The organism is Enterococcus sp. DIV1094 (assembly GCF_017316305.2).
Lineage (GTDB): Bacteria > Bacillota > Bacilli > Lactobacillales > Enterococcaceae > Enterococcus_B > Enterococcus_B mangumiae.
This window is the reverse complement of record NZ_CP147250.1, coordinates 1,359,684-1,380,226: the sequence shown is the minus strand read 5'-3', so window position 1 is coordinate 1,380,226 and position 20,543 is coordinate 1,359,684. Positions and strand designations below refer to the sequence as shown.

At 38.3% G+C, this 20,543-nt stretch carries 17 protein-coding genes; 1 reads left to right on the top strand and 16 read right to left on the bottom strand.

Features of this window, described 5'->3' with window-relative positions; genetic code table 11:
- Positions 1-21: 21 nt before the first annotated feature.
- Genes DOK79_RS06705 through DOK79_RS06695 form a run of 3 tightly spaced genes read right to left on the bottom strand, consistent with a single transcriptional unit; the run spans position 22 to position 2,676 of the window.
- Complete coding sequence (locus DOK79_RS06705) at positions 22-777, bottom strand: ABC transporter ATP-binding protein (protein WP_206854543.1); 756 nt, start codon at positions 775-777, stop codon at positions 22-24.
- Positions 774-1,733, bottom strand: coding sequence for an iron chelate uptake ABC transporter family permease subunit (locus DOK79_RS06700; protein ID WP_206854546.1), 960 nt, complete (start codon positions 1,731-1,733; stop codon positions 774-776). The genes DOK79_RS06705 and DOK79_RS06700 overlap by 4 nt, the downstream gene beginning before the upstream one ends.
- On the bottom strand, positions 1,726-2,676 hold the full coding sequence (locus DOK79_RS06695) for an ABC transporter permease (RefSeq protein ID WP_206854549.1): 951 nt from the start codon (positions 2,674-2,676) through the stop codon (positions 1,726-1,728). Before DOK79_RS06695 ends, DOK79_RS06700 begins: the two co-directional genes overlap by 8 nt.
- Before the next feature lie 173 nt (positions 2,677-2,849).
- Here DOK79_RS06695 and DOK79_RS06690 point away from each other — a divergent pair, with 173 nt between their 5' ends.
- Complete coding sequence (locus tag DOK79_RS06690; RefSeq protein WP_206854550.1) at positions 2,850-3,290, top strand: YueI family protein; 441 nt, start codon at positions 2,850-2,852, stop codon at positions 3,288-3,290.
- 650 nt (positions 3,291-3,940) lie between these two features.
- On the opposite strand, the gene DOK79_RS06685 is transcribed toward DOK79_RS06690, so the two are convergent.
- The 13 genes from DOK79_RS06685 to DOK79_RS06630 all read right to left on the bottom strand — a co-directional run bounded on the left by DOK79_RS06685 (position 3,941) and on the right by DOK79_RS06630 (position 20,533).
- The gene (locus tag DOK79_RS06685; protein WP_206854553.1) at positions 3,941-4,255 is read right to left on the bottom strand and encodes a hypothetical protein; all 315 of its coding nucleotides are present in this window, start codon (positions 4,253-4,255) and stop codon (positions 3,941-3,943) included.
- A gap of 274 nt (positions 4,256-4,529) precedes the next feature.
- A complete protein-coding gene (locus DOK79_RS06680) occupies positions 4,530-5,000 on the bottom strand; it encodes an SMI1/KNR4 family protein (RefSeq protein WP_242543227.1) in 471 nt (156 codons plus the stop codon).
- Between the two features lie 13 nt (positions 5,001-5,013).
- Positions 5,014-5,082 carry a hypothetical protein gene (locus DOK79_RS15485; RefSeq protein ID WP_421757549.1) on the bottom strand — a complete coding sequence of 23 codons (69 nt, stop codon included), beginning with the start codon at positions 5,080-5,082 and terminating at the stop codon, positions 5,014-5,016.
- Between the two features lie 238 nt (positions 5,083-5,320).
- Positions 5,321-5,524: a hypothetical protein gene (locus tag DOK79_RS06675; protein WP_242543228.1), complete on the bottom strand. Its 204-nt coding sequence runs from the start codon at positions 5,522-5,524 to the stop codon at positions 5,321-5,323.
- A gap of 360 nt (positions 5,525-5,884) precedes the next feature.
- Complete coding sequence (gene gshAB, locus DOK79_RS06670) at positions 5,885-8,167, bottom strand: bifunctional glutamate--cysteine ligase GshA/glutathione synthetase GshB (RefSeq protein WP_206854555.1); 2,283 nt, start codon at positions 8,165-8,167, stop codon at positions 5,885-5,887.
- Positions 8,168-8,453: 286 nt separating this feature from the next.
- The gene (ftsY, locus tag DOK79_RS06665) at positions 8,454-9,452 is read right to left on the bottom strand and encodes a signal recognition particle-docking protein FtsY (protein ID WP_206854558.1); all 999 of its coding nucleotides are present in this window, start codon (positions 9,450-9,452) and stop codon (positions 8,454-8,456) included.
- Between the two features lie 12 nt (positions 9,453-9,464).
- Positions 9,465-10,274 (bottom strand): Cof-type HAD-IIB family hydrolase, encoded by an 810-nt coding sequence (locus tag DOK79_RS06660; protein ID WP_206854560.1) that lies wholly within the window; start codon positions 10,272-10,274, stop codon positions 9,465-9,467.
- Positions 10,275-10,282: 8 nt separating this feature from the next.
- The gene (gene smc / locus DOK79_RS06655; RefSeq protein WP_206854563.1) at positions 10,283-13,864 is read right to left on the bottom strand and encodes a chromosome segregation protein SMC; all 3,582 of its coding nucleotides are present in this window, start codon (positions 13,862-13,864) and stop codon (positions 10,283-10,285) included.
- A gap of 12 nt (positions 13,865-13,876) precedes the next feature.
- A complete protein-coding gene (gene rnc / locus DOK79_RS06650; protein ID WP_206854565.1) occupies positions 13,877-14,569 on the bottom strand; it encodes a ribonuclease III in 693 nt (230 codons plus the stop codon).
- 203 nt (positions 14,570-14,772) lie between these two features.
- The gene (locus DOK79_RS06645) at positions 14,773-15,396 is read right to left on the bottom strand and encodes an ATP-binding cassette domain-containing protein (protein WP_206854568.1); all 624 of its coding nucleotides are present in this window, start codon (positions 15,394-15,396) and stop codon (positions 14,773-14,775) included.
- Positions 15,389-17,428 (bottom strand): DUF1430 domain-containing protein, encoded by a 2,040-nt coding sequence (locus tag DOK79_RS06640; protein ID WP_339093170.1) that lies wholly within the window; start codon positions 17,426-17,428, stop codon positions 15,389-15,391. Before DOK79_RS06640 ends, DOK79_RS06645 begins: the two co-directional genes overlap by 8 nt.
- Before the next feature lie 383 nt (positions 17,429-17,811).
- Positions 17,812-19,593: an oligopeptide ABC transporter substrate-binding protein gene (locus DOK79_RS06635; protein ID WP_206854570.1), complete on the bottom strand. Its 1,782-nt coding sequence runs from the start codon at positions 19,591-19,593 to the stop codon at positions 17,812-17,814.
- A gap of 25 nt (positions 19,594-19,618) precedes the next feature.
- A complete protein-coding gene (locus tag DOK79_RS06630) occupies positions 19,619-20,533 on the bottom strand; it encodes an ABC transporter permease (RefSeq protein ID WP_206854572.1) in 915 nt (304 codons plus the stop codon).
- Positions 20,534-20,543 lie beyond the last annotated feature (10 nt).

Below are 20,543 nucleotides of genomic sequence, written 5' to 3'. Positions count from 1 at the left end.
TTGACGCTCCTTCATATTTTTTTAGAAATAAAGACAAAATCTGCGTCCTTCGATTTCACAGATTCGAATGTCCATTTCGTATAATTGATCTAAAACCTCTTTTTTGATGATATCGTTTGTTTTGCCTTGCCTAAATAATTTCCCTTGTTTCATTGCAATGATCTCATCGGCATAACTCGCCGCAAAATTGATATCATGTAACACAATGATGATGGTTTTTCCTAATTCCTGTACAAGGCGCTTTAAAATTTGCATGATTTGTACTGCAAAATTCATATCTAAATTATTGAGTGGTTCATCCAATAGAATATAATCTGTATCTTGTGCAAGAACCATCGCAATATACGCTCGTTGTAGTTGTCCTCCAGAAAGTGTGCCGATCGTTTGGTCTTTCATCGTTTCTAACCCTAGATGTTGGAGTGATTCTTCAATGATTTCATGGTCTTTTGTAGTCAGCTTTCCTTTTGAATAAGGAAAACGTCCAAATGACACAAGTTCTTCGACCGTTATTTTCATACTGATCTCATTTGATTGTTTTAAAATCGCTAGCTTTTTTGCCATTTCTTTTGACTTCCAAGCTTTTACTTCGTTGTGATCCAAGTAGATCTCACCGGCATCTTTAGGAATCAAACGACTGATCATGGATAGAACCGTTGATTTACCAGCACCATTAGGACCGATAAAGGCAGTCAATTGTTGATCCGAGATTTCTAATTGCAAGGAATCAATGACTGTTTTTCCTTGGTAACGTTTATCGACCATCTTTAAATTGATCATCTTAGTTCCTTCCTTTCTCGAATCAATTTCGTGATAAAATAAATCCCGCCAGTAAACTCGACAACGACACTGACCGTCGTATTCCACCCAAACACTTGCTCAACGATCAATTGGCCACCGGTCAAAAATAAGAACGCAATCAAAAAACTGCCGACTAACAAAACACCATGTCTGTACGTCGCAAACAAGCGATAACTGACATTTGCGACAATAAACCCTAGAAAAGTGATTGGTCCAACTAAAGCAGTTGCTGTACCGGTCAACAAACTGACACAACAAAGAATCGCAAACTGAAAACGTTTGGTCTCGATCCCCAGATTTGTTGCTTGATCCTTTCCTAGATGAAAGACATCCAGATAATGCCTTTTGTAGAAAAGAAACAACCAACAACAGCCAATCAATAGTGCAGCAGGAATGAGATAGCCTGTCTGGACATTTCCAAAGCTAGCAAATAATTTCCCCTGCAACAAATCATATTCATTTGGGTCCATCACTACTTGTAAAAATGTACTGATGCTATTGAACAGTGTGCCTAGGATCATGCCTGTCATCAACAATAAGAACAAGTTAGGTTGTTCCTTTCGTAACAAAAAGAAAAACAGTAACTGGCTTAAACCCACCATCAATGCTACGTTGATCAAGAAAAAGCTTGTACCTGTTTGCTGGAGCATCGTCACGCCGCCGATCAAGAAAAACAGGACCGTTTGAACAAGGACATAGAGCGAATCCAGCCCTAATACAGAGGGGGTCAAAAATTGATTTTGAGTGATGGTTTGAAAACTGACCGTCGCACTACTTGTAGCGAGTGCGACTAAAATGAATGCCATGATTTTCTTACTCCGCAACGCCCAAGCAAACGACCAGTTGCCATACGTATTGATCGTCAAATAGCCAATCGACACGCCGATCACGAGTAGCACTAAAAGTAAAAATAGACTAGTTATTTTCTTACCCATGCTTGCGCCCCCTTACTAACAAGTAAAGGAAAATCACGCCACCGATGATCCCCACGATCACACTGACTGGAATCTCATAAGGAAAAATCACAAGACGCGCAATCATATCACAAATCAGCAAAAACATACTTCCAAAAATCGCTGTGATACCCAATGTTTTATGTACTTGATCCCCATAAAGCTTTGCGGTGATATTCGGAATGATCACACCTAGAAAAGGAATGGTACCAACCATGATCAATGTAATCGCACTGGCTAAAGAAACGAGGCCGATCCCAAATAATTGCATGTTGCGATAATTCATCCCTAAATTCACTGCAAAAGATTCCCCTAATCCTACGATCGTAAATTGATACGCAAAAAAAGCTAAAATAAGTAATAACGGAATCGTGACATATAACAACTCATAATTTCCCCGCATGACTGTGGCGAAATTGCCTTGCAGCCAAGATGACATGTTTTGCACTAGTTGAAACTGATACGCAAAAAACGTCGCAACAGATCCAATAATATTTCCTAACATCACGCCGATCAAAGGTAACATCAACTGATTTTTTTGTGGGAAAAATCGTGAAAAAGATAAAAATAAAAGTGTACCGGCAAAAGCAAATAAAAAAGCAGTTGCTGAACGAAGCCAAAGAGAGGCATTCGGTAAAAAGAGCATCACCATTAAGATACCCAATCTGGCACTATCCATCGTCCCTGCTGTTGTTGGTGATACAAACTTGTTTTGAGTCAAATGCTGCATGATCAAGCCACAAATACTGCTCGTTGCGCCAACAAGTAATAGACAAATCGTCCGCGGAAAACGCGTCGCCAATAACAATTGCATACTCTGACCTTCAAATCGAATAATATCCATTAGTTCGACACGTGACACACCAATAAACAGCGAACATATACTTAAAATAACTAACAAAACAATCAAGCGACCCACGCGCATTTTACTCTACCTCACTAACTGAGAATGATTCTCATTCTTATTCTAAGTGAAGTGTTGAACAAAAGCAACCGTTTTTTTAGTAAAACAAGAAGAAACACTTTAAATTCGGGAGCACGCAAGGATGAACCTTGCTATGTTATAATGACTTAAAAGAACAAAAGGAGGTAAATTGGATGGCATCAGATGAATTAAAAAATCATTTGGACAAAGGAATGTATGGCACGCCTTTGGTCAACCCAGAAGAGCAGCATAAATACCTAGGTACCTTCCGTGAACGTTGCTATCTTAGTATGACCGTTGCTGAAATGAATGACCCGACAAACAAAGCAAAGTTTCTAGAAGAACTAGAGAAACGACCAGAAGCATTTATTCTGATAAATGGGACCCTGCCCCTCGATATCCAGAATCAATACATCCAATTGGCAACGAAAAATCAAACGAAATTCACTGTTGTAAACGATTATGTTTCTGAAGATCCGGAAAGTATTGGTCTTTTGATTGCAACCAAAGAAGCGGTGAATGAACCCGTTATTGACGTAGAAGAAAAATATCCAACGAAACAAGAAGAAGAAGAACCAAAGAAAAAAAGCTTTTGGAACCGATTATTCAAATAATTGCTAAAAGATCAATCGATTCTTGGAGTTTCTAATCAAAACTTGTCAGAATCCAGAAGTCGATTCGCCAGAATAAAAGAATCATCCACAAACTAGATAGGTCTAATGATGTGGATGATTTTTTATTGGTGCAGAAAAAGTCCTATCTCCTCCATGTTTCAACCTAATTTAAGTGGGAGAGGTTATACTTTCATTGAGTGCTATCCATATTATACTTATCATCATTTGCCGAAAAAGATACTGTGATTGGCGTATAATAGTCAACTTCTATATCATCTTGAATTAGTTTATTTTCATAATTTTGGATTTTCATCATTCTTTTCCACTAGCAATTATTTCAAAAGATTTAGAAGTCGTAATTACTTTTCTTGAGGGTTATGTAGTTTAAATATCCTCATAAATTTTACTGATATAATATAAATCATCTTTGTCGCATCCATTAAGATAATCTATAGTTTCTTCCTCATTCTTTGTTAAATTTTTTGTCATTTCATCCCAACATTTTTCTATTCCAAAATCATCATTTATATCTAACACTTTTCTCTTTTTTTAAAATATTAACCATTTCTTTATTTAATTTTATGGTTGCCTGGTTGCATCAGGAAATATAGTTGCCGGTTTCCCATTTTTTTATTACGTCAACCCTTCAATTATTGATTGCTAACACTCACTGAAAGTACTGTCCCAAAACAAAGTTCTACAACTTCCTGATTTTCTTTAAAAATCTTTAGATACATGTCTTCCTTTTTTAGTTCTGTAATATTATAAAAATCCCCATAAAAAACATCCGTTTCTTTATAAGTCAAAAATACACTGACTTGGCTATCATAAGTCCTTATAAAGATTTTCAACTTAAAATCATCTTTGGAAATTTTATACATGATATTGCCATCACCTATATTATCAGTTATACTCCCAGCTTCAGATAAGAAAAGCTCCATCAATTCTAACTCATCATATTTCATTCCCTTATCTCCCTTACTTACGAATCACTGTAATTACTAATTCCAAACCATTAATTACTGTAGTATCAGTAGTGTCGTCAATCATATCTGCACGATAATTTATGTTGTCTCTTTGTAGATAACTTTTCTTTTTAGCTGTTTCATTACTTCAAATATCCAAATGAAAATCATACTTGTAAGCATAGATCCAATTTATTATGAAGACACACTAGTATTCTTCTACGTATCAAATTAAGGTTTTAATAGGCTACCTCGTCAGATAATTGTTTATATATTAATTGATTTCGTCTTTTACCATATCTAGAAGAAATTCTCCAAAATCATTGTATAAAACTTCATTATTTTGCGATTCTTCAGGGAAACCTGGGAAATATGAGGTTATTTTAGGTTCATCATTTCCATTTAATTCTTTATAATTCAAGCAATACATTTCTCCCATTCCAGTGTTATACAAAATAACTAAGTGCCTTGGCATATTTACTAATTTCCGTTCATTCAAAGTTGCCCAAACGGTATCAGGAACACCAGAATTTTTAAAATCCTCTCTGAAAACCCCGTAAATTTCAATTGAGCCAAACGTTAAAGCACCAAAAGATGATAAAAAAAGTTGATAATCTTTTGGAAATTGTAATTCAAGCTCTAGTTGGGCCGACCGTATGAGAGTATCAGAAGCGCCACCAAAATCGTCTGCTATATTCTTATTTTCTTCTATTATTTTTTTTGCCCTATTGTACTCATTGATCATTCCATCATCTCCTTTATTTAAAATCATTTGCTCTATTTTTCCAATAGTTAGAACGCCATTTATTAAAAGTTTTTCTATCAATTCCAGATGGTACATTGCGAGTAACAACGTATTTGATTGAGTTGAAACCCTTAATGTTCTTCTGGCATATAAGGTGAAAGAAGCAGTTGCCTTATTCCTTCTGCTTGAGTGATAAATTGATTCATTTGGCGAATCTGTGCTTCTAATTCGGATTGTTTTAAGGTAATGGAATCAACTTGTTCTATGTATTCTTGAGGAAATCGTTTTGTTGCTTTTTCGACCGCTTCGGAGAGTAAGATTTATCCTTGGACGAGTGGGTAAAGTACTTGAGAAAAATAGGCTTTCTCTGCATCGTACGCTTTTCCTTTAAGATTGGGCATTTGTAAGGTGAACTGGGTAATCACTTGTTGGAGATTCTGGTAATCAGTGACTTGTTTTTGGCAAAAGTGACTAGTGCTACTGGCTTGTGTCAGGGAATCGGCTAGGTACATGTCGATACTCATGCGTTTTATTTCCTTATGTAAGTTGGTATATTTACTACTTGCGCTAAAAAATTCCTCCCTATATTTTTTGTACCACTTTCAAAAACAGTATAACAATTCATCACTAGCCATGGGATGAAAGTTCGATTAGATAGATATTGTTACCTAATTTCATCAGGTTTGTAACTACATCCTTGTCTTTTGAACAAGACCAGAATATTCCTCATAACAGCACTACTAGACTGCGTAAGCAATATTCAAAATATTCAATAGTAATTGATTCAAAAATAAGCAATTTGATCCAAACAGGCAAGCTGTTCTTGGATCAAATTGCTTATTGTGGCTAAATACTTTTAATACAGCCCTTTTTAACGACTTATTTTAGTTCTCTTTTCGTGTCTTGATTACTTCAGGATACAACAATTCCAACACGTTCATCGTCAGTCTTCTGCCTTTTCCAGCAAATGGATAGACGTGCATGTGCATCGCTGGGTTGAAGTTGGCTTCGATGATGCCATAGGCTTGCTCATCTGTTTGAGGATCAATATCTTTATCTGGAATGATCAGGTCGATCCCACTGATTTTTGCTCCTAAGGCTTCTACCGCTTGTTGTGCAATTTGTTTATATGCTTCGGAAAATTCATCCGTCACGTCAATTGAATCCCCACCTGTACTGATATTGGAATTTTCGCGTAAGTACACGACTTGATCTTTTGCAGGAACAGAATGGATTGTTAATCCTTGTTCTTTTAACATCAACTGTTCGAGTTCGCCTAACTGGATCAATTCCAATGGTGCTCGATGGTGACTTCCTCTTAATGGATCTAGATTTTTTTCAGCAACAAGCTCTTCCACTGTTCGTTTTCCATCACCCACAACATTGGCAGGGACACGAAGTAAGATGGCTTTTACTTGGCCGTCAATGACAAAGAAACGATATTCTGTTCCTGGCATAAATGCTTCAACCAGTACAGAAGTATCTTCACGAAAAGCGATTGCTAAACCAGCCTGGTAATCCTCTAAAGAAGCTCCTTCTTTAAAGATCGTGATCCCTAATCCGTAATTTGTCGATTTCGGTTTAATGACAAAAGCTTGTTCTGCAAACCGTGGATAAGCAGTTAAAGCTTCTTCGATCGAATCGAATTCGGCTCCTTCAGGTACACGGAAACCGGCTTCCTTTAAAACTTTTTTAGTCACTGTTTTATTTTCCATGATCAATGGGACGATGTAGCTATCTTTACTTGTCATATTGGCATTTTTCACATATTCAATATGATCTTGGTGTTGCAAGCGTAGAAACTGGTCCGATTCATCTAATACTTTCACTTGGATGCCTTTTTGGATCGCATCAAACATCAAGATTTGTGTCGACAGCTCCATTTCACGAAATCCTGCTAATTGATAGGATCGTTCATGGCTTTCTTCTTCATACTGTTTTCCTAAAGCATAGGCAAACGCATGTTGACTTGTTTGTTGTGCTTGTTGATAAATCTTCCCTGCCAGAGTTTCAGCTGGATGATCAAATTGTTCGATCATTTCGTCAATCATTGTTAGGCGCTCAGATTGTCCTAAAGCCACAAGCATCTCTTTCATCCCTTGAAGAAGACGGATGCCTTCATCATAAAAAGCAGTTTGAGTCACGGGATTTTCTAGCGATACGTGTTCATTTCGCTGTTCACCTTCGTCGACCCAGCGATCAACTGCTACATCGTGTTCGGTCCATAGCATATACAATAAGAACGATTGTAAAAATTGCACTTGTTCTTGACTGATACCGACACGTGCATAGGGATTTAAATCAATATTTCTCAACTCGATATAGCGGATACCCGATTTCGCCAAATCAGCTACTCGTTTTCCACCACGGAAACGGATCGGTGCATAAAATTCTTTTTCTTCAGATAATTTACCTTCTTCGACCATTCTTTCAATATCAGACAAATATTGTTGCAGAGAAGCATACGATACTTTGACATTCGGATGGTTCGTATAACCATAGGAACTATTGCGAATACTGCGCACAGGTTCTACTGGTGCCGGTTTGTCAACGAAATAGTGGTCTTCACTTAGAGGGGATGCTCCGAATAAATAAGTGATTAACCAACGATAGCGCAAGAAATTCTGAGCTGTTTTGAAATACAATTCTGTTTTAAATGCAGCAAAATCAGTGAATTCTGCCTGTTGTGTATATAAAGCTTGCAGAAGATCATCACCAAATTCAAAGTTGAAATGGATCCCGCTGACCATTTGCTTGCGTTTGCCATATTCTTTTGCCAAATAACGACGATACAAGACATCTTCGAAATTAGAAAGCTTTGCGATCATGATATCTTCGTCTTTTTCAGGTAAAGCAGGAGGCATACTTAATGGCCAGATCATTTCATCATCTGCCATCGAGCGTGAAGCGACGTCATAGATTGCTTCTAAATAATTAAAAAGTTCGTTGATAGAATCCGTTACCGGAGTAATCAATTCGACTTGAGTTTCACTAAAATCTGTCTGGATGTATGGATGATACGTACGATCCCCAAAAATCTCAGGATGATTCGTTGTTGCCAGCTCTCCAGAGAAGTTCACACGTTGGCCTTCACGTTCAATCCCAAAGCGGGCTTGACTAATAAACGGCAGTGAACGAGGATGCAGTAATAATTCTTTATAGTTCATGGTTAAATGTCCTCCAATTCATATGTCTCATTATAGTAAAAACCGCCAAGAAAAAGAATGAAATTGTTTGAAAATGAGAAAAAAGGGGTGTTTTTTTTATAAATCACCTAAGTTTACGGAAAAAATACTTTGAATGAAATAAAAAAAAGAGGATGAAACAAAAGGACACTCTCCAAAAAACAAGCAGGAAACCACGAAAATCAGAAAAATATTATTCGTAGAATCTCTTTTGTTTTTTGAGATGGATCACTTCTGTTCCAAACTCTTTCGCTAAATGCACACTTATCTATTCTTCTTTCAATAGGCCTTTGAATAAGCCAATCACAAAATCATTTGGATCGAAGGCTTCTAGATCATCGATTCCTTCACCTAGACCAACTAATTTCACCGGCAAGTGCAATTCATTACGAATGGCTAAGACGATCCCACCTTTGGCTGTACCGTCTAATTTCGTTAAAACTAACCCCGTTACATCTGTCGTTTCTTTGAACTGTTTCGCTTGGACCATGGCATTTTGACCCGTCGTCGCATCCAACACGAGTAAAATCTCATGTGGTGCTTCTGGTAGTTCTCGTTGGATCACTCGCTTGATTTTTTCTAATTCGTTCATCAAATTGACTTTGTTTTGCAGACGCCCAGCTGTATCGACGAGTAAGATATCCGCTTGCTGTTCTTTGGCTTTTTCAATGGCATCGTACACGACTGCTGCAGGATCGCCACCGGCATTTCCTCTAACTACTTCGACTTCCGCACGGTCGCCCCAAACAACTAATTGGTCGATCGCCCCCGCACGAAATGTATCTGCTGCCGCTAACAATACCTTTTTGCCTTCTGTTTTGTATTGATGCGCTAGTTTTCCGATACTTGTGGTTTTTCCTACACCATTTACACCAACAAAGAGGATCACTGTTAGACCTTCTTCTTGGAGATTCAGCGTGTTGACTTCATCGATTCCTTCTTGCTCATAAAGCTCCACTAATTTTTCAATGATTGCATTTTGGATCTCTGCCGGTTTCTTGGCGTTTCTTAGCTTCACTTCTTGGCGTAAGGCTTCAGTGATCTTGATGGCTGTTTCAAATCCGACGTCCGCACCGATCAATGTTTCTTCCAATTCTTCGAAGAAATCTTCATCGACTGTACGGAAGTTTGCAAACAGCTCATTCATTCGTTCACCGAACGTTTTACGGGTCTTTTCTAGACCCTTGTCATATTTCTCTTGTACTTCAACTTCTTCTGGTGCTTCTTCACCAGTAAAGGCTCGTTTGATCTTATCAAAAAATCCCATATTATACCTCCTTTACTTTAAAACAAATTGTTTGATTGCTTGTGCTACCCCATGTTCGATATTACTTGCCGTAACATGATCAGCCGCTTCTTTGACAAAAGGTACCGCATTTTCCATCGCAACACCCAGCCCTGCGTATTCGATCATTGGCAGATCGTTTTCTTCATCTCCGATTGCCATGATCTCACTACGTTCAAGACCTAAATCTTTTGCCAGTAAAGAAATACCATACGCCTTAGTCACACCTTTTGGCATAAACTCTAATAAAACGTTGCGCGTTTTGATCACTTCATACGAATCATAATAAGCGCTTGGGATTTCCTTGATTTTTGCATCTAGTTCGTCTTGCTCATAGGCAATGACTGCTTTATTCAACACAAACTCATCCGTGATATCAGCTAGTTCTGCTGGTTGGAATTGCAATAAGTTGTTTAAAACATTGTACAATGATTGTTTTCTGGGCGCACTCGGTAATTGCAAAACGACATTATCCGACAAAACGTCCAATGGCAAGTCTAGCTCTTGGCTCAACGCATAAAGTCGGTGGATATCCGAAACAGCCATCGCTTTTTTCTCGATGATTTCACCTGTATCGTTCTTTTGGACTAAGCCACCATTGAAGGTAATGCTATAATCGCCTTCTTCTACTAAGCCTAGTTCTTGTAAATAATGGGCCATCGCAGCTAATGGGCGCCCCGTACATAAGACGATTTTTACGCCTTGGGCTTTTGCTTTAGTCAACGCCTCTTTATTCTCAGGCGAGATTTTCTTTTCTTCATTCAATAATGTTCCATCTAAATCGATAGCGATTAATTTGATCATTTTGTCCCCTACACTTTCGTTTCGCTCATTCTTCCTTCTTCATTGATATCTTCCATGCGGACAGAGACGATTTTTGAAACCCCAGACTCTTGCATCGTCACACCATACAAGACATTCGCAGCTACCATCGTCCCTTTACGATGGGTGACCACAATAAACTGTGTATCATCTTGAAACTCGCTGAGGTAACGACCAAAGCGTTTGACATTGGCTTCATCTAACGCTGCCTCGACCTCATCCAAAATACAAAACGGTACTGGACAAACGCGAATGATTGAAAAGAGCAAGGCAATCGCAGTCAAGGCTCGTTCGCCTCCAGAAAGCAGGCTTAAACTTTGTAGTTTTTTCCCTGGTGGTTGTACCTCGATCTCAATCCCTGTCTGCAACAAATCAGTTGGATCAGTCAATACAAGCTCTGCGTGTCCACCACCAAACATATTTGGAAAAACGATTTTGAATTCTTGACGAATCGCTTCAAACACTTCTTTAAAGCGGGTCCGTACCTCATCGTCCATTTCATCCATCGTTTCAAATAATTGGTCTTTCGCTGATAATAAATCATCACGTTGTGCAGCCAGGAAAGTATGGCGTTCATTGACTTGTTCGTACTGTTCGATCGCATTAAGATTCACCGGTCCTAAACGATCGATTTGTTGTTTCAACGAAGCAACTTCTACTCGGCTATTTGCTACATCCGTCGTTTCTTCATAAGCTTCACAAGCTTTTTCATAATTCATCTGGTACTCAGTTTGCAAGTAATTCAAATGATTGTCCAAAATCATTTCCGCACGATTCTTTTGTACCTCTAATTGTGATTGCTCTGTTAAAAGCCCTTTTTGCTTGCGGTTTTCAGCTAACAGTTCGGTATCTAGTGCATCGATTGCTGTTTGCATTTCTTCACGTGTCACTTTTGCTTCTTCCAGAGAAGCTTTTAGGCGATCTCTTTCTGCGGCTAGGTCAGTGATTCGTTGATCTAAACTCTCTTCTGTCAGTTCATGATCAGAAAAATCCGCAGTTAATGCGTGTAGTTGCTGTTCCAATCCTTCTTGTTTGGCTAATGCTTCATTTTTTTGTACGCGTGCGCCACGTAATTGGATCTGCAAGTGATTGTATTGTTCTTTCAACACTGCTAGTGACGCTTGTTCTTGCGCTTGTTTTTCTTGGATCTGCGCACGGCGTTCTTCCATTTTGTCACTTTCTTGACTCAATGAACTGATTTCAGTATCGATCTCTTGACGTTGGACTTCAAGTTCTTGCTGTTTGGTCAAAAGCTCTTTTTGTTGTTTTTGGTAGTTCTCCATGAATTGTTGCAATTCTCGTGTTTCATAGCTTGAGATTTGTTGCTCTTTTTCAAAACGAGTTAATTCGTTAGCTACATTTTGCCGCTGATTGGCTACTTCTTGTTCTTCAAAGCGTAACTGTTCGCCTTGTGTCCGTAGGCGTTCTTGTTCTTCTGCTAAAACTGTTACTTCTTGTTGTAATGCTTGCACTTTCTTTTCTTGACTCTGCAATTCCTGATCCGCTTGTTGGAACTCACTCGTCAATTGTTTTAATTCTTGATTTTGTGCAAACAAACTTCCTTGATTGCCTCGCTTAGTCGCTCCACCAGTCATTGAACCACCGGCATTCATGACGTCTCCTTCTAATGAGACAACACGATACTGGTAACGAATCTGTTGGGCGATTGCATTGGCACTTGCTAAATCTTTCGCTAAGAGAATCGTCCCTAATAAATTATGAACGATGGTTTGGATCTGTTCAGGATAAGTCACTTGTTCGCTCGCGATCCCGATAAAACCTTCAACTGTTTGCGCTTGAGCAAATATATGCGCGGGTAGTTGGCGAGGTTTGATCGTCGTCAGTGGTAGAAACGTTGCTCGGCCACCTTTTTGCTGTTTCAAATAAGTGATTGCTTGACGTGCGTCACTTTCATTTTCAACAATGACATGTTGCGCTGACCCACCTAAAGCTGTTTCGATGGCTAATGTATAATCAGCTGGAACATCGATCAACTCAGCAACTGCACCAACGATCCCAGAAAGCCGTTGTTTTTGTTGTAAGATCAACCGAACACCTTGATAGAACCCAAAATAATTTTCTTGGATTTCTTGCAGACTTTTTTGACGTGCCCGTAATTGTTGGACTTGATTCATCAGTTGATACATTTTCGGCTGTTCTTTGGCTAACAGATCTTGCGCTTTTTTCCCTTTGGTTTGGACATCTTCAAGTGAAGCTTTGACCTCATTCAATGCGTGCTGTAGTTTTTCATGTCGCTTCGTCAGCTCGATTTGTTTGGCGGACATTTCTGCTACATTGGCTTCCACTTCTGATTGTTTGGCTAATGTTTGTTGGCTTTTAGAAGTTTCTTGGATATATTGACGCTCCAAATATTTCAATTCATTGCCGACAGTCGCTTGTTCTTGCATCAAATCGACATACTGATCGCGTAGTTCTGCCAATAGTTCTTTCGTTGATTTTTGGTATTTCTCCAACTCTTGTTGCGTACTCATCAGTGCTTTTTCAGCTTGTTGGATCTCTGCTTCTTTTTGACTTACTTCTTGTGTCAATGTCGCTTGTAAGTCTTCAAAGTGAGCTACTTTTTCTTGCACTTCAGCTAGAGAAGCTTGGTATTCTTTTGAGCTTTTTTGGGTATGCTTCGTTCGCTCAAGTAAAACTTCTTTTTGTCCTTCGGTTTGCTTCAATTTTTCTGACAAGGCTAACAAGGTTTGTTGATTTTTTTCGATCATGCGATCGGCTTGATTGTTTTGTTTGCGTTTGTCTGCTAATAATTGTTCTTTCGTTTGGATCTGTGTCGTTAATGACGTCAACGATTGATTGAACTGATCCAATTGTACTTGTCGTTCATCCCACTCTTTTTTTGCAGCCTTGATTTCCGCAATCATTAAGGAGATATCGGTCTTTGTCAATGTTTCTTTTAATCGTAAAAACTCCTTAGCTGCCTCACTCTGGGCGGCCAAAGGAGTTAATTGCTCTTCAAGTTCATGGATGATATCTTGGACACGGCTTAGATTATCCTCTGTTTCAAAAAGCTTTTGCTCCGCTTTCTTCTTGCGTTGTTTATATTTCAAGACTCCTGCTGCTTCTTCAAAGATCCCACGTCGATCTTCGGGTTTACTACTAAAAATCGCTTCGACTTTCCCTTGAGAGATGATCGAAAAAGATTCTTTACCCAAACCTGAATCCATGAATAATTCTTGGATGTCTTTCAAACGACAAGGCTGTTTATTGATGAAAAATTCACTTTCACCTGTTCGACGGTAACGACGTGTGACACTGATCTCACTATATTCTAGTGGTAAGTAATGATCTGAGTTGTCTAATACGACGGTTACTTCAGCGACATTCAATTGTTTGCGAGAATCAGAACCGGCAAAAATAATATCCGGCATTTTCCCACCACGAAGGCTTTTCGCAGACTGTTCTCCTAGCACCCAACGGATGGCCTCGGTAATATTGCTTTTCCCACTACCGTTTGGTCCAACGACCGCTGTGACGCTATTTTCAAACTCAATGATTGTTTTGTCTGCAAACGATTTAAAGCCGGCTATTTCAATGCGTTTTAAATACACGAAGTCTTTCCCTCACTTACTTAGTGCTGCCAAAGCATTCTCAGCAGCAGCTTGTTCTGCTAATTTTTTCGATTTTCCTTGTCCAGTCCCAATCAACCGATCATCAACGTATACTTCGATCCAAAAAATACGTTCGTGTGCTGGCCCTTCTTCGTTGATCAAACGATATTCGATCAATACATCTCCTGCTTTTTGCAATACTTCTTGTAATTTTGTTTTGTGATCCATCTCATGGGAAAAAGCACCTGCACGAACCTTCGGAAAAATCACTGTTTCAATAAACGCATGTGCTGCGTCAAATCCTTGATCAAGGTACAATGCTCCTAAAAAGGCTTCAAACAAATCACAAAGAAGTGCTGGACGTGTGCGTCCACCAGAGTTCTCCTCACCTTTTCCTAACAGGATATACTGATCAAAATGACATTCCTTGGCAAATTTGGATAAACTATCTTCACGTACGATAGCTGCACGAGTTTTGGTCAATTTTCCTTCTGGAATATCTGGATACAAACGATACAGATATTCTGAAACCATCAACTCTAATACAGCATCTCCTAAAAACTCAAGACGTTCGTTGTCCGACAGTTGCAAATTGCGATGCTCATTCACATAGGATGAATGGGTAAAAGCTTGTTCAAGCAAGTTTAAATCGTGAAAAACGATGCTATACTTCTCTTTCAATTCTTTTGTTAGCTGATTGTCCATTTCCCACATTCCTTTATGGCTATTTTTTCAATACTTCCTTATTATACTGGTTTTTTATAAAATATGAAATGGTTGAGACAAAAGGTATGAAAAGCTTTATAAACCATGTTGGAAAATCCTATTAATAAAAAAACACTACGAATAAAAGATAAGAAATTTGATGAAACATATCTTACCGTCTATTCGTAGTTCAGTTATACCTATCACAACTTTTTCTTGATCAATAGTTGTTTCATATCGATTTGCCCACCTAGCTGTTCTGCCAAATCTAAGTCATGGGTGACTAAGACGATCGTCACTCCTTGTTCATTCAATTCTTTCAATGCATCGATCACGAGTTGGCGATTCCCTCTATCTAAAGAGGCAGTAGGTTCATCCGCAAAAACAATCTTAGGCCTTTGTAAAAATAAACGAGCTAATGCGACGCGCTGTTGTTCGCCACCGCTTAGACGAAATACTTTTTGATGCAATAAATCTTCCGTTTGAAACTTACGAAGCGCAGCAATCATTTTCTCCTCTTCGTTTACTACTAATTTTAAATTTTGCTTGACCGTTTCATTATCGATCAATGCAAAGTTTTGAAATAAAAATCCTGCATACTCACGAAAAAAGCGTTTTTTACTTTTGTGATGGAGTAATTGATTGTCGAGCCATATTTCACCAGAATCAATTGGTTCAAGTTGTCCTAAGCAGTTTAATAACGTCGTTTTCCCAACACCACTACTTCCTGTGATCACAGTTATCGAACCAGTCGCTAACTGTAAAGAGACATTGTCAAAAATCACTTTTCCCTTATACTTTTTACTGATTTTTTTTGCTTCAATCATATTTGATCACCTCCAGACGTTTCCTTTTTTCTGAGAAATACGTAGCGAATAGAAGGACACATGATTCAAATAGTAGTAATAAAATTAAAATTTGCCACCAAGCATGATGGATAAATGACAGAATCAACGCGACAACCCCAGAAATACCTAATACTTTCATGTAATACTTATGATGCCTTTGGAGTAGTGTCCAACCCGTAATATATTTGAGAAATAGTTTTTTCTTATTCATTTCTACATACACTAGACTCAAATAGATCTGGACGAACACAAAACCAATGAGGATCAGGAAAAGAATGCTTACGGTTGTATAATACTCACGTCTCACACTCACAAGCACTTGATTGATGCTATCTTTGACAGCAATCAATCCATAAAAATCATGTTCCATATGATTCTCTTCAATAAATTCTTGAACAAGTTGAGGATCTCGAAATAAATAAGTGCCATTTGAGATATCCTGGAGCCATATTTCGATATTCGGTTGGATCAATGGCAGTGACATGGAGACGATAATTGGATTAGAAGAAAAAATTTTTTCGTAGGGTTGGAAATTATAGTTAAAAAGGACTTGATTTGCTTGCGTATAAAGAATTTTTAACTCGCCTTCGTATGCTTTCGTTTCGTACTCAAAAGAATTTTGATAAAAATCAAGTTCAGCTTCGGCTTCTGGAATGATCATTTCTGTATACATTCGCTTATTTTCAGGAATAAGCAGATAGAAAAAAGAATCATCTAATGCGTCAATCGATTGACCATTCGCATCCTTAATAGCAAATTCCTGAATGGCCTGATGGTTACTTAACCAAAAAGCATCATTTTGAATATAACTTAGTGTCGGACTATTGTGGCCAAGTTCATTGTCCCGCAGAAAAATACCGCCTGCTTGCTCTGATTGTTCTAACAAAGGAAGTAGCCGTGAATTGATTGACACTTGTTCTTTCTGTCGCACCTCTTTACTTTTTGCCAAATCTACAAGTAAACTCGTGTCTCTACTAAATCCCAAGTGATAATAGTCAGGAACTCTTGTCCATTGGGAGAGCTGTCGTTCAAGCTCACGTGTCTCCATTACTTTATTTGATAACGTACTGGCTTGCACAGTGACAAATGTGAAGATAACGATCTTTAATAAAATATTCAAACGAAATAATAATCGGTAAGGTTTCCTTCCTTTTATCTTATCTGAAATCGTACCAAACGAAAATATCACCCAACTCGTAAATAATTGAAGCACCCAAATCATTAAAAGGCCCCAGAAAAAAATAGGTAGATAAAGAAACTGCAATTGTGGGAATCCCCAAGAAAAAGCAACAATTATGAAGGTGTAAATCGCACTATCAATGAAACTATCCTTGATTGAACCCTTTAACCAACGACGCCCTAGCATCTCAAGGATACCGATTTTCTTACGCAGAGAAGCTTTATAAAACAATAAAGCTAAGATCACAAAGACAAATAAAATCAAAAATAGTTGGCCAATACTCATTAACAATCCCGCAGTCAACAAATAGAACCATTTTATCTCCTCAATCTCCAATTTGATCCCTTGCTCATAAAAATCAGCCACCATTTCAGATGGGGGTGCTTCTGTTACTATATACGTACCTAACACATCTTGATTCTTCATCTCTGTATAATCATAAAAATATGTGTTGACATCCGATTTTATTGGGGTGAAAGAGTATTCTGAACGCTCCGTTTGATCAAACGTATAAATTTCTTTTATCGTCTCACCGGACTCGCCCATTCGAAAAACTAACTTATGTATCGCTATTTGATGTTTTTTTGCATACGCAGAAATCGTTTGGTTGACTTCTTGAATCGTTCCACTTGCTTCTTCGATCATAATACCGGAATGAGCATTGGGGATCGCACTCTTTATCCCCTCATTTCCAATAAAAGAAATCGCATAAAGGAAACTTAACACTGTAACTATAAATAATCCTCGATAGATTTTTTTCATCATGAATAGAAAAAAGTAGCTAAAATATAAATAAGCTAAAAACACTTCGTACAATAGTGGCGAAGTCATTGAATATTTGTATCCTTCGCCTAATCGTGTAGCGAGATTTATATCTTAGTCACTTACAATTTCTGTATCCACCACCTTTCAGCCTTACTTCCAGTAAACACATGCTCTCGTTCTGATATTTACAGTGACTTTTAGATTGCATAAAAATAACAAAACTAAAACATCTGATTATTCCTCTCCCTTCACAAATAATTATATATTCACAAGTCTATAAAGAATATCTATTCTTCTTTTTTTCTGATTAAAAAACAGCCATAGTTTATTTGTTATGTATTAATGATTTAAGACAACGAACCTTTCACCTACTACTCACAAAGAAAAAAAGAACCAGCCGAGAATAGGACAAGCCTATCTCGAGCTGATTCGTTTTTATCATTTGTTGATTATGAACGTGAATCTGAAGTCACAGTTACAGTAGCCCATGGATTTGGTGCTCCGTATGACCAGTCCCAATCTCTTACGCGGTCGTTGACTGGTAATACTTCGTTACGGAATAATGTTGGAATTGCAAATGCTTCTTCAAATGCATATTGTTGCCAGTTGCTATAAGCTTCTTTCAAGAAATCTTCATCAAATGCTTCTGAAGAGTTGATTGCATTGATCAATTTTGTGTTTTCTTCTGACTCATAACGAGTGTAGTTGAATGCAGCGTTTGCGCCCCATAAGCCAGTTGGGTTTGGATCTGTTCCTGTGCTCCAAGCAGCTTGATAGACATCAATTTCTGGATCATCATTTTCTAAACGATCGTAGAATGAGTTGAATTCGATCAAACGACCAGTTGTATATTGAACATCTAGTCCGATTTCTTTCCATTGTTGGATATAGTAATCGGCTAATGGTTGTGCCACTTCACCACCGGACATTGATGCAAAGTTGATCGTCAATTTATTGCCGTCTTTATCTTCACGGATACCATCGCCATCAACATCTTTAAATCCTGCATCATCCAATAATTTGTTTGCTTTATCAAGGTTCAATGTGTAACCTTCGATTGAATCATCATGGAAGTCTGCAAATACTGGTGGGATCAACGTTGTTCCGTTGCTTCTCAAGCCTGCGTAGAAACGTTCCCCTACTGCATTATTATCTAAAGCGTAACCCATTGCTTGACGTAATGACTTATCTGCCATTTTTGAATCTGGATCGTAAGCAACTTTTCCTTCATCAGCATCCCATTTACCTAGTTTGAATCCTAGATATGTGTATGAAGTTTGTGGACGACCTAAGTTTGTATAGCCAGCGATATCTTGGTAAGTTTCGAAAGTATCCGTTGGCATTTGGAAAATCATGTCATATAATTTTGAATTCAATGCTTCTGTCGCACTTGCTGTTGGCAATGATTTCATTGTGATTTTCTTCAATGGTGGTGTTCCGTTCCAGTAGTGTTCGTTTGGTAAGTACTCTACTGATTCACCAGCTACGATATTGCTCATGTAGTATGGACCAAATGTCACTGGATGTTTGCGGACTTGATCACTTGATTCCATATCTTTGACTTCAACACCTTCAAGTGTGTGTTTAGGTGCAGCATATGTCCAGATACCGCCACCTGCTTGAAGCATACTTGGGTTCATTTCTTTGTATTCGATTTTAACAGTTTTGTCATCTACTTTAGTAATTCCAGAAATCGTATCGGCACTACCACTGTTATATTCTTCCATACCGACGATATTACGGAACGTATCGTCATAACGAATACCTGTGTAGTCAGGATGTCCGATGATTTCATAAGGGAAAATAACGTCATCTGCTGTAACGTCCTCGCCGTCAGACCACTTAACATTGTCTTTCAGTGTGATCGTTGCTGTTTTCGCATCTTCATCTAACTCTAATGAAGCTGCACCATCATTTGTGATCGTGAAGTTGGCATCATTTGTAAATAATGGTTCATGAGAAGGTGCCATAAATGCATTATCAAAGGCATCTTGATAAAATTCCCATTGGAACAATCCTTTGAATTGGCTATCCGTTGCTACTGCAACGTTCAATTCGCCATCTTCGATTGCATCATCATTATTTGTTGTTGCTAGTGGGAACGTTAAATCACTACCACTCCCGTTATCTGACGAATTATTCCCTGAGGAACTAGTTCCGCCGCCATTTCCACACGCTGCTAAAGTTGCAACAGATAGCAGTGTGACAAGTCCAAAAATCGTTTTCTTCATATCCTATTTTCCCCCTTCACTTCTCTTATCCTAACCGTTGACGCGCATCTGCAGAACGCTTAAATGCTTGACCAACGTAATTTATACTCAACATCAAGACTAAAATCAGAATTGACGCGGGTAACCAAATCCATTGTCGATTCACTAAAACTTCACCGTTACTTGCATAACCGATCAATGTTCCCAAACTTGGTACATTGGTTGGCAATCCGAAGCCTAAGAAAGTCAAAGTGGTCTCGATCCCAATATTTGCCGCAAAGTTCATTGTCAAGTTGGTAATGATCAATGAGCTAAGGTTCGGCATGATTTCACGGAACATGATTTTCACATCACTTGTTCCCATTGTTTTAGAAGCACTGACATAATCACGTCTTGCTTCGGATAATGTTTTGCTTCGGAATAATCGGGCTTTAGCGACCCAATAAAATGCACTCATAATAAAGATGAATGACCATACATTATAGTTCGTAATAATTGAAACAAATACAATAATGATCAACATGATCGGTAAAATCATGATGAAATCGACGATACGCATCAAGATGTTATCGATCATACCACCGTAGAATCCTGAAAGGATCCCTAAACCTACCCCGATGATCGAAGTCAAGATCGTAATAGCAAAACCGATCATGACAGAGTTTCTTGCCCCGATGATCAATTGTCCGAAGACATCACGTCCACCTTCATCTGCTCCTAAAAGGAATTTTGTTCCTTGAGTGGAGATAGCACCAGGTTCTGCGTACTTATCAAAAATACTAACAAACATTACTTGATCTTGGTCAATAAAGATTGCCCCAATAAAAATGACTAACAACAAAATCACTAGTAAGGCCAGTGAAAAAATGGCGACTTTATCTTTTATAAATTCTCGTGCAATCATTCGTATCCCCATTGGTGGGATACTTTCTTGCGTAACTTCTTTCTTTTTATCACTCATTGATCGATTC